Source organism: Howardella ureilytica (genome assembly GCF_054657495.1).
This window is the reverse complement of sequence record NZ_BAAHYP010000012.1, coordinates 30250-44406: the sequence shown is the minus strand read 5'-3', so window position 1 is coordinate 44406 and position 14157 is coordinate 30250. Positions and strand designations below refer to the sequence as shown.

Here is a 14157-nt window from a genome sequence, read left to right as displayed (position 1 = left end):
TAATAACCGTCGGATGTAGTATCGAAAACTACCATAAAAACTCTTAAATTTCCATAATCAATATGATATAATCGTTTACATAAATATTAAGTGATTATGACATTACAAATAGTACCTTTGTTGTATGAAGGGTTTGGTCTTATGACTTAACTTTTCAGTCTGATAATAAAGGTGCTTATTTTTATATAATTACTTATTTGTTATTGTTATGAATTATGTTTAAAAATGTACTTTTTATCATAAATACAATTTAAAAAGTATGAAGGGGATTTTATTATGAGAAAAGTAGCGATACTCACGGATACTAACAGTGGTATTACTCCTAAAGAAGCTGAAGATCTCGGTATAGGTCTTATACTTATGCCTATTATTATAGACGGTGAAACATATCTTGAATGGAAAGATCTTTCATATGAAGACTTCTTTAAGATCCAGGACGGTGATGCGAATATTACTACAAGTCAGCCAAGCATGCAGTCAATGACGGAACATTTTGATGCTTTGTTAAAGGACTATGAATCAGTTGTATTTATCCCTATGTCATCGGGACTCAGCGGAACATGCCAGACGGCAAATATGCTTGCCGGGGATTATGACGGTAAGGTTCAGGTTGTTAACAATCAGAGAATTTCCGTTACCATGAGACAGTCGGTACTCGACGCTCTTCATCTTGCGGAACACGGATTCAGTGCTCTTGATATAAAAAATATTTTAGAGAGAGAGAAATTTAATTCTTCCATATATATTACATTACAGACTTTAAAGCATCTTAAAAAGGGAGGACGTATTACTCCTGCAGCGGCTGCCATCGGAACTCTGCTCAAGATTAAACCCGTATTGCAGATTCAGGGTGAAAAGTTAGATTCATATGCCAAAGCAAGAGGTATGAACAAGGCTCAAAATATTATGCTTGAGGCCATGAAAAAAGACCTTGACGGCAGATTTGCAAAGTTTGCGGCAGAGAATAAAGTTCACATGAAGGCGTCATATACATTGACATATGACGATCCCGAAAGAAAGATATGGGAAGACCGTGTAAAGGAGACATTCAGTAATCTCGACTTTACGGCAGAACCATTGCCTATGAGTATTTCAACTCATATCGGTTACGGAGCTTACGCTGTTGCATGCAGCTGCTATATTCCGGAACTCGAAGGAGAGTAATTTTTTGTAAAATTAAGGTTGACAATAATTCGATATATTGATATTATAAGCAAGTCGCTAAGACATACGGCGATTTGCTTTTAAGCGCGAGTGGCTCAGTGGTAGAGCACCTCCTTGCCAAGGAGGGGGCCGCGGGTTCGACCCCCGTCTCGCGCTCTTGTATACGGATATATCTGTATGCATTACAATTACAAAACTTTATAATATGTTTTAAGCGCGAGTGGCTCAGTGGTAGAGCACCTCCTTGCCAAGGAGGGGGCCGCGGGTTCGACCCCCGTCTCGCGCTCTCATTATCCGGATGCCTTCAGGCATCTTTTTTTATTGCTTTAGATTATTTATGTGTTAGAATTGAATGCGTATATTTTAAAAAGATTGTATATGTAATTATGACAGATTAGCATACCGTAATACGGAAAGCAGAACAGCAGAGGTATTGTCATGGAAATAATGAACGCAGTGATTGTGGTTTTAGTCGGAATTGCGATATTTATCGTGGCAGCCATACTAAACAAAAACAATCAAAATTATTATAAACTGATAGTATTTGATTTAGACGGGACTCTTATTGATTCCGGCGGGGATTTGGCGGACGCACTTAACGCAACCCTTGATAAAAACGGATTTACGACCGTCAAACGGGAAGAAATTATTCCTCTTTTAGGCAACGGAACAAGAAAATTAATCTCAGACGTTTTGCCTGAAAATGCGAGTGATGAAATAAAAGAAAAGTGCTACAAAGAATTTCTTGAATACTATAAAGAACACGATACGGAAAAAACCATCACATATCCGGGTATAAAGGTGCTTCTCGGATACCTGAAAAATAAAAAGCGTTACAAGTTGGCGGTAATCACCAATAAGGATGATGCCATAGCCAAGGATATAGTAAATAAACTGATGCCCAATAAATTTGATTATGTAATAGGAAGCAATGCCGGATTCAGAAATAAGCCGGTTCCGGATGCTCTTCTTTACCTATCTAAAAAAATGAAGGTGAAGAGTCACTTAATGGTTTATGTGGGTGATTCCGAAGTGGACTATAAATTTGCTTTAAACGGCAATGTAAATGTAATAATGGCGTCATGGGGATATAGAGATAAAGATTTTCTCAGACAGCTCGGAAACAGAGTTAATATTATCGATTTTCCGGGAGAATTACACGATTTACTTTAATTTTGCCGAAGCTTTATAAAGCATCATAAAGACGCTCCCGAGTTGTCGGATATGTCATATGTAATGATATATGCGATACCGAGGGAGCATTTTTATGTCCTGCAACATGTGAGCCGTGAAGCAACTCTGTCAGAGCCCGAAATGAAACCATATATGAATATTTATTTCATTTTGTTTATTAATTATTTAAGGTATAATATATTGATAAAATATTTAGACTAAAAAGGGCAGATTATGTCACAGGATAAAAAAGTAATCAACAAAATATTATTTTCAAGAGCTCAAATAGTTGCTTTCGGATTTGCGTTGGTGATTCTCACTGGTACACTATTGCTCATGCTGCCTATATCCTCAAGGACCGTGGAAGTTACGGGCTTTTTGGACAGTTTATTTACGTCCACGTCCGCAACATGTGTAACAGGTCTTGTAATTGCGGATACATATACTCACTGGTCGCTGTTTGGGCAGATTGTAATATTGTGTCTTATTCAAATCGGCGGACTCGGCGTTGTTACAATTACGGCAATGCTCTACATGCTTACGAGAAAAAGAATGAGCATTAATATGCGTGCGCTTATTCAGGAGAGTATTTTCTCAAGCGGAATGAACGGAGTCGTAAGAATGCTCAGGAAGATTGTTGTAAGAGTATTTATTATTGAGGGAATAGGTGCAATTCTTTTATGTATAAGATTTATACCGGAGCTCGGTATCATTAAGGGCACTTATTACGGCATATTCCATTCCATATCAGCATTTTGTAATGCAGGATTTGATATTTTGGGATTCAAAGGGGAATATTCATCTCTGACGAGCTATATGAATGACCCTTTGGTGTTGTATACAATCATGGGGCTTATTGTTGTCGGAGGATTGGGATTTCTCGTATGGGACGATATCCTCACGAAGAAATTTAGATTTAAAAAATTCGCATTACACACAAAAATAGTTCTTGTGTCTACCATTGTTTTAATAGCTTCCGGTACGGTGCTTTATATTATCTTTGAACGGAATAATACATTTGCCGATATGAGCGCCCCTCAGGCAATTATGTCAGGCATGTTTGCAAGTATTACGCCGAGAACGGCAGGCATGAATTCCGTTGATCTTAACTTAATGTCACAGCCGAGCAAAATGCTTACTTGTTTCTTAATGTTTATAGGAGGAAATTCAGGTTCTACGGCAGGCGGTATAAAAACAACAACTCTTGTAATAATGACTGTATATGTATTCAGCCATATATTCGGAAGAAGCGGCGTGCACATCGGAAAAAGAAGAATCAGCGAAGAGAATATCAATCAGGCGTCTCTTGTGTTGTGGCTCAATGTAATGCTTGTTTCCGTGGCTACGCTTATAATAAGTGCCATACAGAATGTAAATATGGGAGCCCTTATGTTAGAGGTGTTTTCCGCCATGGGTACGGTGGGGCTTTCTGCCGGACTGACAAGGGAACTTTTGCCCGTATCTCAGGTAGTTATTATATTACTGATGTTTATCGGTCGAATAGGAACCGTTACATTTGCGGTATCATTTAAGGTAAGAAAGAAAACTCCGCTTATTACATATCCTGTTGAGCATGTAAATGTGGGTTAATGAGGTTATATAATGAAATCTTTTTTGATAATTGGTATGGGTGAGTTCGGCAAACATGTGTGCAGAAAACTTATCGAACTCGATAATGATATTATGATTGTTGACCAGAAAGAAGAGAAGCTCAGAGACTTCTTCACGGATGTTTCCGCTGCGAGAATCGGTGACTGTACAAATCCCGATGTACTTGATGCTCTGGGGATAAAGAATTTTGATGTAATAATAGTGGCAATAAAAGAAAATTTTCAAAATTCTCTTGAAATAACCAATCTTGCAAAGGAAAAGGGGGCAAAGTGGGTTATCAGTCTCGCAAGCAGAGAAATTCAGGCAAAGTTTCTTCTGAAAAACGGCGCAGATGAGGTTGTATATCCGGAAAGGGACGCCGCACACAGTATTGCGGTTAAAGCTTCGGCGAATCATGTATTTGAATATATAGAACTGGACGGAGATTATTCCATATATGAAGTGCCAATAATTAATGAGTGGATAGGTTATTCGATAAAGGAGTTAAATGTCAGCACGAGATATAATATCAACATTATAGGTGTGGTGACCGACGGAGTGACAAACATTATGCCGGGAGCCAATTATGTGTTCCGGGAAGGCGATCATATGCAAATTATAGCGAGTTTGGGAGATGCAAATAAAATATTTAAAATGCTGGATGCCCAGAGTTAATCGGTGCGGTGCCGATTTACAAATGTTTTTAAAAAATACAATATGTATATATAATGTATACATCTTGTAATTAAACACAATATATAGTAGTATATCCCTTGCAAAGATTTTGCGGGGGATTTTTAAGTTAAAAGAATTACACTATAAGTTGTATTTGCTTGTGGAGGTCGGCATGAAGATTATTAAACGAAACGGTACGGAGGCTTTGTTCGACGGTGTTAAAATTATAGACGCCGTAAATAAAGCCAATGATGAAGTAATAGAAGGTGACAAGCTGTCATCAGAGGAAATAGAACAGATTGCTGAACATGTAAAGCAGGTCGGACACGGTATGACGAGAAGTTTATCTGTTGAAGAGATACAGGATATTGTGGAAGACGAAATTATGAAAAGGGCAAAATTTGCTCTTGCAAGAAAGTATATTACATACAGATATAAAAGAGAACTTGTTCGTAAATCAAATTCCACAGATGCTCAAATTCTCAGTCTTCTGGAATGCAGCAACGAAGAGGTTAAACAGGAGAATTCCAATAAAAACCCTACGGTTAACAGCGTTCAGAGAGACTACATGGCCGGAGAGGTAAGTAAGGATATAACAAAAAGATTTCTTCTTCCGAATGATATAGTCGAAGCCCACGAAGAGGGCATTATTCACTTCCACGACTCCGATTATTTTGCGCAGCATATGCATAACTGCTGCCTTGTTAACCTTGAGGATATGCTTCAAAACGGTACCGTAATAAGCGAGACAATGATCGAAAAGCCACACAGTTTTTCAACCGCATGTAACATAGCCACTCAGGCAATTGCCCAAATTGCAAGTTCTCAGTACGGCGGACAGAGTATTTCCCTTTCGCATCTGGCTCCTTTTGTGGATGTAAGCAGAAAGAAATTTATTTCACAGGTTAGGGAAGAATTTGAAAAGGCAGGGATAGATTCTGACGAGGAAAAGATTCGTCAAGTGGCTGAATTAAGAGTTCTTGATGAGATTAAACGCGGCGTTCAGACAATTCAATACCAGGTGATAACACTTATGACAACAAACGGTCAGGCTCCTTTTGTCACGGTATACATGGATCTCAGCGAGGCAAAAGACGAACAGACAAGAGAAGACCTTGCCCTCGTAATCAGAGAAGTGCTGGAACAGAGAATTCAGGGTGTAAAAAACGAAAAGGGCGTATATATTACGCCGGCGTTTCCTAAGTTAATATATGTTCTTGACGAGGATAATATTAAAGAAGATTCAAAGTATTGGGATCTTACGGTGCTTGCCGCAAAATGTACGGCTAAAAGAATGGTTCCGGATTACATATCAGCCAAGAAAATGCGCGAGCTTAAAAACGGAGATGTATATCCGTGTATGGGATGCCGTTCCTTCCTTACGGCCGATACAGAGGGGCTCGGAGAAAACGGAGAACACAAATATTACGGAAGATTCAATCAGGGAGTTGTAACCCTCAATCTTGTTGATGTCGCATGTTCATCAGGCGGAGACGAGAATCGTTTTTGGGAGCTTATGGAAGAAAGAACGGAATTATGTAAGAGAGCTCTTATGTACCGTCATGAAAGACTCCTTGGGACTCCTTCGGACGTTGCACCGATATTATGGCAGAACGGCGCATTGGCAAGACTTGAAAAGGGAGAAGTAATCGACAAATTGTTGTTTGACAATTACTCTACTATTTCTTTAGGATATGCGGGTCTTAATGAATGTACAAAGTACATGAAGGGCGTATCCCATACGGAAGACGGAGGAAAGGAATTTGCACTCCGTGTAATGCAGTTTTTAAATGATAAATGCAGCAAGTGGAGAGCGGAAACCAATATTTCATTCTCTCCTTACGGAACACCTTTGGAATCAACAACATATAAATTCGCAAAGTGCCTTCAGAAGAGATTCGGAAAGATTGAAGGAGTTACCGACAAGAATTATATAACCAACAGCTATCATGTACACGTAACAGAGGAAATAGATGCGTTTACAAAGCTTAAATTTGAATCGGAATTTCAGGCTTTGAGTCCGGGAGGAGCCATCAGCTATGTTGAAGTTCCGAACATGACCAACAATATTGAAGCGGTGCTGGAAGTCATGAAATATATTTATGACAACATAATGTATGCCGAGCTTAATACTAAAAGCGATTATTGCCAGGTTTGCGGATTTGACGGTGAAATTCAGATTGAAAACGATAACAGCGGAAAGCTTATCTGGAAATGCCCTAACTGCGGTAATACGGATGAAAATAAACTGAACGTTGCAAGAAGAACGTGCGGATACATAGGTACTCAATTCTGGAATCAGGGAAGGACTCAGGAAATAAAAGACAGAGTTCTTCATTTATAATCGGATACGGGTGCAATTAATAAAAGGGACTGAGGGAAATGAATGAGAATTCATTTTCTGCGGTCCTTTTTTGACGGGAAAAGCATGTATGTAATTAACAATGTCGGTATTGCTTTGAAATACCGTGTTTTGCGAGGGAGTAATATCCGTTTTGTTAAGTGGAATATACAATATTGATATATACTTAACAATATTGTATACAAATACGAAATTATTTTAACAAATATAGTAAAATGTGAATTGTATTTAAAATAATAAAAGATATATTATTACTCATATCAAAATAAATTGTAAACAATATAATTGTACAATATAAAGGCTTATTGTAAATGGAGGTTTGTATGTCAGATAGTTTATTGGAAATAAAAAATTTAACGGTTGAAGTAGGCGGGAAGGAAATTCTTCACGATATCGATCTTAACCTCAACGCCGGTGAAACTCATGTACTTATGGGACCTAACGGAGCAGGTAAAACAACTCTCGGTCTTACAATCATGGGAAATCCGAGATATAACGTAACAAACGGCTCCATTGCTTTGGAAGGAAAAGATATTACGGATGAAGCCGTTAATGAAAGAGCAAAGGACGGAGTGTTCTTATCATTCCAGGCACCTGTTGAAGTTCCGGGAATTACACTCAGTGAATTCCTGAGAAATGCATTGGAACAAAAGACAGGAAAGAGAATTAAATTTTGGGAATTCAAAAAAGAAGTAGAAGAAAACATGGCTCTTCTTGATATGGATGAAAAGTATTTACAAAGAGATTTAAACTGCGGATTCTCGGGAGGAGAGAAAAAGAAGGCTGAAGTTTTACAGCTTCTTATGCTTAAGCCGAAGATTGCCATATTGGACGAGACGGATTCCGGACTTGATGTAGATGCCGTTAAAACGGTGTCTAAGGGTATTGAAGCATACCGCCAAAAAGTAGGCGGTGCACTTCTCGTTATTACACATAGCACAAAGATCTTATCCGCTCTTACCGTGGATAAAACACATGTACTTGTTAAAGGTTCTTTAGTTGCTGAGGGCGACGCTTCACTTATCGATGAAATCAATAACAACGGATTTGCAAAGTACGAAAATTAATGTAGATTTGTGAGGTGAACTTATGAGAGAGAAGACAATCGTTTCCGATATTGACAGAAATATCTACAATATAAAAGACGAAGAAAAAGATAATTACAAAATAGAAGAGGGATTAACTCCGGAAATTGTTGAACATTTGTCAAGGGAAAAACACGATCCGGAGTGGATGAAAGATTTCCGACTTAAATCTCTTGATATATATAACAAAACGGAGATGCCGGATTGGGGTCCGTCCATTGAAGAACTTAATGTAGACGAAATCGTTACATATGTACGTCCAAACACTGATATGAAGGCGGATTGGAACGAGGTTCCGGATGACATTAAGAATACATTTGACAGACTGGGTATACCTCAGGCGGAGAAAGATTCTCTTGCCGGTGTCGGAGCACAGTATGATTCAGAAGTCGTATATCACAACGTAAGAAAAGAAGTTGAGGAGCAGGGTGTTATCTATACGGATATGGAAAGCGCTCTTAACGGTGAATATGCGGATATGGTGAAGGAACATTTTATGAAGCTTGTTCCTCCTACGGATCATAAATTTGCAGCTCTTCACGGTGCCGTATGGTCGGGCGGATCATTTGTATATGTTCCGAAGGGAGTTCATCTTGAGATTCCGCTTCAGTCATATTTCAGACTTAACGCTCCGGGGGCGGGACAGTTTGAGCATACACTTATTATTGTGGAAGATGATGCATATCTTCACTTTATAGAGGGATGTTCGGCTCCTAAATATAATGTTGCCAATCTTCATGCAGGATGCGTTGAACTCTATGTAGGTAAGAATGCGACTTTAAGATATTCAACAATTGAGAACTGGTCGAAGAACATGTACAACCTTAATACCAAGCGTGCCAAGGTGGAAGAAGGCGGAAAGATTGAATGGGTATCAGGCTCATTCGGTTCTCATGTTTCTTACCTTTATCCTATGAGTGTTCTTAACGGAAAGGGTGCAAGAGCGGAATTTACGGGCGTCACATTTGCTGGCGAAGGTCAGAATCTCGATACCGGTACAAAGGTAGTTCACAATGCGCCTGATACATCATCATATATTAACACCCGTTCCATATCAAAAGACGGCGGTATAAGCACATTCAGAAGCGCAGTTGTTGTAAATAAAAATGCTAAAAACAGTAAAGTTGCCGTATCCTGCGAGTCACTTATGGTTGATAATATTTCAAGATCGGATACAATTCCGGCCATGGATATCAGAACACAGTATGCCGATGTGGGACATGAAGCAAAAATCGGTAAAATAAATGATGATGAGATTTTCTATATTATGAGCAGGGGCCTTTCGGAAGAAGAAGCAAAGGCTATGATTGTAAGCGGCTTTGCCGATAATGTCGGAAAGGAACTTCCTGTTGAATATGCTGTTGAGATGAATAATCTTATCAGACTTGAAATGAAGGGCAGTATCGGATAAGGAGAAACGGAATTATGAGTACTAAAGAAATTACATTAAACCATATACCATCTCCTACTTGGCGATGGTTAAAAATGAACCATGGCAAAATAACTGCATTTGATGCATCAGGTGCGACACATGATTATACTGAGAAGATACCTTCCTCAATAGATAAAACAAAGGCGGACAAAGCTGAGTATGATAACATAAAAGCATCTCTCGGAGCTGATTTTGATGAAATATTTAACGAGACGGTTACGGAAACATCAAAATATGTGATAAAGCCGGGAGTTAAAGAGTCGTTGCCTTTGGTTCTCAGATTTAATTACGGAGAACATGCGGTAAACGCCAACAGATTTGTTTTTGAAACGGGAGAGAACGCAGAGCTTACCGTTCTCATGGATTTCGCATCGGACGGTTGCGGCGATGAAGGAAATGTATCCATGGCAAAGACATTGGTTAAAGCCGGTAAAAATTCAAAAGTTTCAATTATTCAGGTAACGAGACTCGGTGAAAATAACCGTTTCTTTAACGATATCGGTATAGAAACCGACGACAACGCCGAAATAAAAATTATGAATTTATTCGTGGGCGGAGACGTATATCAGGGATGCAGAGTAACTCTCAGCGGAGAAGCTTCAAAAGTTGAGAAGAACATAGGGTATTTCCTTAACGGAAACGATAAGCTTGATATGAACTACATTGTAGATCACATTGCTCCGAATACGGAATGTAACATAGATGCACAGGGAGTGCTTCAGGGTACATCAGAGAAAGTGTTCAGAGGAACCATAGATTTCAAAAACGGATGTGCCGGAGCCGTAGGCGGTGAAATCGAAAATGTTCTTATGCGAAGCGATGACGTTATATGTCGTTCCATTCCCGTAATTCTTTGCAGTGAAGAAGACGTTGCGGGCAACCACGGAGCAAGTATAGGAAAACTGGACGAAGATCTCTTATTCTATATGTCCTCAAGAGGTCTGAAAGAAGACGATATTTATGACATAATATCTGATGCCAGACTTCGCGGATTCTGCAGACAGATTCCGGATGATGAGGTAAGAAGAGACGCGAGAAAGTCTTTTAACGGAGGTATAGAGACAGATGAGTAATATATCCGAAGACAGGGATTTTGAACTGGACAGTAACAGAATTCGAAGACATTTCCCGCTTATTAATAACAGAAAAATAGCATATTTAGACAACGGCGCTACAACTCAGAAGCCGATGCAGGTATTGGAAGCCGTTAATAATTATTACGAAAAAAACAATGCCAATCCATTCAGAGGCGTATATGAACTGAGCGTAGACGCTACGGATGCATACGAGAAGGCACGTGCAAGGGTTGCCGAATTCATCGGAGCAAAGACGGAAGAAATAGTATTTACGAGAAATGCTTCGGAAAGTATTAATTTGGTGGCATACAGCCTCGGAATAAACGGCATAAAAGAAGGCGATGAGATTGTTGTAAGTATTGCGGAGCATCACTCTAATTTTCTTCCATGGCTTCAGGTTGCCAAGAGAACAGGTGCTAAAGTAGTATTTTGGGAATGTGATGAAGAGGGAAACTTTGATATTGCAACATTAAAAAATCTTGTAAATGAAAAGACTAAGCTGGTTGCGATTACACAGGTTTCAAATGTTATCGGAAGGATTAACGATGTAAAATCATATGCCAAGGTCGCAAGAAGCGTGGGAGCAAAGATATTGGTTGACGGAGCGCAGTCAGTACCTCACATGCCGGTAAATGTTAAAGATTTAGATTGTGATTATCTTGTGTTCTCAGGCCATAAAATGCTTTCCCCTATGGGAATCGGCGTATTGTACGGTAAACTTGAACTCCTTGAAGAAATGGATCCGTTCCTTTACGGCGGAGAAATGATTGAAACCGTTACAAAAAACGGCGCAACATATGCGGAGGTACCTCATAAGTTTGAGGCGGGAACCGTAAATGTCGGAGATGCCGTAGGTCTGGAAGCGGCCATAGATTATATCGATACAATCGGCTTTGATACAATAATGAGGCGTGAACGCGCACTTACGCAATATGCTTTTGAATTAATAAAGGATATTAACGGAATAGAAATAATAGGCTCACAGGATGCAAATGAGCATGAAGGAATAATTACATTCAGAGTAAACGGTGTTCACCCTCATGACGTGGCTTCAATATTCGATACAAAGGGAGTTGCGGTAAGAGCGGGACACCATTGTGCGCAGCCTTTACTTCAACATCTGTATGATTTGAAGGATGAGAAGCCTACGGGAGGTATATCGACAACCAGAGCGAGCATTTCTTTCTATAATAATGTAGAAGATATTGAAAGATTTGCCAAGGCGCTTTCTGAAATAAGAGGTGAAATGGGTTATGAGTAACAGAACATTTTATAACGAAGTATTGACTGACCATAATATACATCCGGAAAATAAATTTAAGATAAAAGACTTCACATTTGAAAAAGAAGGCGTAAACCCAAGTTGCGGTGATGATATTGTATTGCAGATTAAATATGAAGACGGCGTCATTGCCGATGCGGCATTCATCGGAGAAGGATGCGCAATTTCACAGGCATCTGCGGATATCATGACAAGTCTTGTAAAGGGTAAAACAAAAGAGGAAGCTCTCAGACTTTCGGATATTTTCCTCAGAATGATAAAGGGTGAGGCAAGCGAAGATGAGATTGCGGAACTGGAGGAAGGCTCTGCGCTTGAAGATATTTCTCATATGCCTGCAAGAGTTAAGTGTGCGGTTCTCGGTTGGAGAACACTTAACGAGATATTGAAGGACGCATAACAGTTTCCGGCAGTATCATACAATTTATAAGGAATGACCGTGGAAATCAGTGTTTCCTGTGGTTCATTCCTTATTTTTATGTAAGTGTCATGCCTTAATAATTAAATAATCTTAAACTAATTATATACATTATATAAAAAATGAGAGTATAATATGAAAAAAAATATAAGTATATTATATTTCGTAATGTTAAAATTTTCAGAAAGGAGTACGATCGTATCGTTGTTTATTTATGAGTAATAATACAGAAAATGAGAAGAAAGCCATTCCGTATAAGGAGATGACCTTTTGGCAGAGAGAAAGATATACCTGGTTCTCCAACATTCCGGGAGATATATGGGGAGGTATAGTTGCCACATTCTGTCTTCTTCCGGAAGTTATAGGATTTATGCTTGCGGTTGGGATTCCTCCGTACATGGGGCTTTTTACTTGTATAATACTTACTGTTTCACTTTCGTTCGTAAGCGGCAGACCCGGTGTAATAACAGCCTGTGCAGGCGCCACGGCAACAATTCTTACGGGTCTCATATCAAAAGTATTCATAACGGGTGAACATCCGGAGTATCTGTTTGCGGCCGTAATATTAGCCGGAATTATTCAGATAGTTTTGGGTCTCGTTAAATTCGGTATGATAGTAAAGTTTATTCCGGATTCGGTTATGCACGGATTCGTTAACGGTCTCGCAACTATCATACTTATATCTCAAATACAGATGCTTTTAAGAGAAAAGCCTGAAACAATGGGGCTTCAGATCGGTATGATCGCCGTAGGAGTAGGCTCGATAGTCGGATTTAAATTCCTTAAAAAAGTTATTAAAGGCAGAGGCTTTGCCACCATTCCGGAAGCAATAATCGGCGTTGTGGTTGTTGCGGTAATAGGTATTCTTGCAAACCTTCCTATTATGAGAGTTTCCGATTTGGGCTCCGTTACACCTGAATATACATATATCGGTTCAGTGTTTGAAAACTTCGGCAATATATTTACATGGGATTGCTTTGCAACCATTTTCCCATTATCTCTTTCGGTTGCATTTATAGGATTGGTTGAAACCATGCTTACATCAAGAGTTGTGGGCGAAGAAACAAAGACCACAGAGATTACCGACCTTAACAGAGAGTGCAGGGGACAGGGTATCGGTAATATTATTTGCGGATTTTTGGGAACCATGCCGGGTTGTGCAATGATTGCTCCTTCAACAGCCAACGTTAAGAGCGGCGGAAAGGGAAGACTTTCATCACTTGTAACCGGTGCTACCATGGCGGTGCTTCTATTTGCATTGTCGCCGCTGCTTTCGGCAATTCCTCTGGCTGCATTTATTGCGGTAATGTTTTATATTTGCTTTGAGGTTTATAATTGGGATTCAATCATTAAGATGGCTAAGAATCCTATAAAAGATACGATTGTCATGCTCCTTGTTGTTACGATTGTTATCGGAACACATAACCTTGCGTTCGGCGTTATATTCGGTATTGCGGCATATTATATAGCATTTTTGCTTAACTTCTTTGTATCAAGTAAAAAGGATGTTATTGTTTCATACATTCTTCTCGGAGCAGCCATTGCAATCGCTCCGTTCGGAATAGGAATGTTCTTCTCAATTCCTATCGTTGCAACATCGGCATGTATTGCGGAAGGCTGCAGAATGGACTTCGATTACGGTAAAGCCGCAAAGGCTTCAACGGTACTCAACTTAATTGCTTATGCGGTATTTGTATTTTTAATTATTCTTAATACATATATTATGCCGGGTGCATTTATGTGGTATCACTTATAATATAAACAGACTCTGACTTCTCTTCTCGGATTATCCGGGGAGAGAAGTTTTTATTTAAATTATAAATTTATAAAAACAATAAAATGTTGTTATAACAACATTTTTTAAAATACTAGTGTGATAGAATAATCGCCAATGAAACATTTG

General features: G+C 39.2%; 11 protein-coding genes and 2 tRNA genes. All 13 read left to right on the top strand.

Annotation, left to right across the window (positions count from 1 at the left end; genetic code table 11):
- Window positions 1–276: 276 nt before the first annotated feature.
- The gene (locus tag ACYQ1N_RS06580; RefSeq protein ID WP_459834143.1) at window positions 277–1164 is read left to right on the top strand and encodes a DegV family protein; all 888 of its coding nucleotides are present in this window, start codon (window positions 277–279) and stop codon (window positions 1162–1164) included.
- 84 nt (window positions 1165–1248) lie between these two features.
- Window positions 1249–1320: transfer RNA gene (locus ACYQ1N_RS06575), tRNA-Gly, on the top strand.
- Window positions 1321–1378: 58 nt separating this feature from the next.
- Window positions 1379–1450: transfer RNA gene (locus tag ACYQ1N_RS06570), tRNA-Gly, on the top strand.
- A gap of 152 nt (window positions 1451–1602) precedes the next feature.
- The gene (locus ACYQ1N_RS06565; RefSeq protein WP_459834141.1) at window positions 1603–2337 is read left to right on the top strand and encodes an HAD family hydrolase; all 735 of its coding nucleotides are present in this window, start codon (window positions 1603–1605) and stop codon (window positions 2335–2337) included.
- Window positions 2338–2571: 234 nt separating this feature from the next.
- A complete protein-coding gene (locus tag ACYQ1N_RS06560; RefSeq protein WP_459834139.1) occupies window positions 2572–3927 on the top strand; it encodes a TrkH family potassium uptake protein in 1356 nt (451 codons plus the stop codon).
- Between the two features lie 12 nt (window positions 3928–3939).
- Complete coding sequence (locus tag ACYQ1N_RS06555; protein ID WP_459834137.1) at window positions 3940–4602, top strand: potassium channel family protein; 663 nt, start codon at window positions 3940–3942, stop codon at window positions 4600–4602.
- A gap of 172 nt (window positions 4603–4774) precedes the next feature.
- The gene (gene nrdD, locus ACYQ1N_RS06550) at window positions 4775–6946 is read left to right on the top strand and encodes an anaerobic ribonucleoside-triphosphate reductase (RefSeq protein WP_459834135.1); all 2172 of its coding nucleotides are present in this window, start codon (window positions 4775–4777) and stop codon (window positions 6944–6946) included.
- Window positions 6947–7287: 341 nt separating this feature from the next.
- Window positions 7288–8031, top strand: a complete 744-nt coding sequence (sufC, locus tag ACYQ1N_RS06545; RefSeq protein ID WP_459834133.1) for a Fe-S cluster assembly ATPase SufC — start codon at window positions 7288–7290, stop codon at window positions 8029–8031.
- A gap of 22 nt (window positions 8032–8053) precedes the next feature.
- Window positions 8054–9460, top strand: a complete 1407-nt coding sequence (gene sufB, locus ACYQ1N_RS06540) for a Fe-S cluster assembly protein SufB (protein WP_459834131.1) — start codon at window positions 8054–8056, stop codon at window positions 9458–9460.
- 14 nt (window positions 9461–9474) lie between these two features.
- A complete protein-coding gene (locus ACYQ1N_RS06535) occupies window positions 9475–10554 on the top strand; it encodes a SufB/SufD family protein (protein ID WP_459834129.1) in 1080 nt (359 codons plus the stop codon).
- The gene (locus tag ACYQ1N_RS06530) at window positions 10547–11818 is read left to right on the top strand and encodes an aminotransferase class V-fold PLP-dependent enzyme (RefSeq protein ID WP_459834127.1); all 1272 of its coding nucleotides are present in this window, start codon (window positions 10547–10549) and stop codon (window positions 11816–11818) included. The genes ACYQ1N_RS06535 and ACYQ1N_RS06530 overlap by 8 nt, the downstream gene beginning before the upstream one ends.
- A complete protein-coding gene (gene sufU / locus ACYQ1N_RS06525) occupies window positions 11811–12236 on the top strand; it encodes a Fe-S cluster assembly sulfur transfer protein SufU (RefSeq protein ID WP_459834125.1) in 426 nt (141 codons plus the stop codon). Before ACYQ1N_RS06530 ends, sufU begins: the two co-directional genes overlap by 8 nt.
- A 232-nt stretch (window positions 12237–12468) precedes the next feature.
- Window positions 12469–14010, top strand: coding sequence for a SulP family inorganic anion transporter (locus ACYQ1N_RS06520; protein WP_459834123.1), 1542 nt, complete (start codon window positions 12469–12471; stop codon window positions 14008–14010).
- Window positions 14011–14157: the final 147 nt, after the last annotated feature.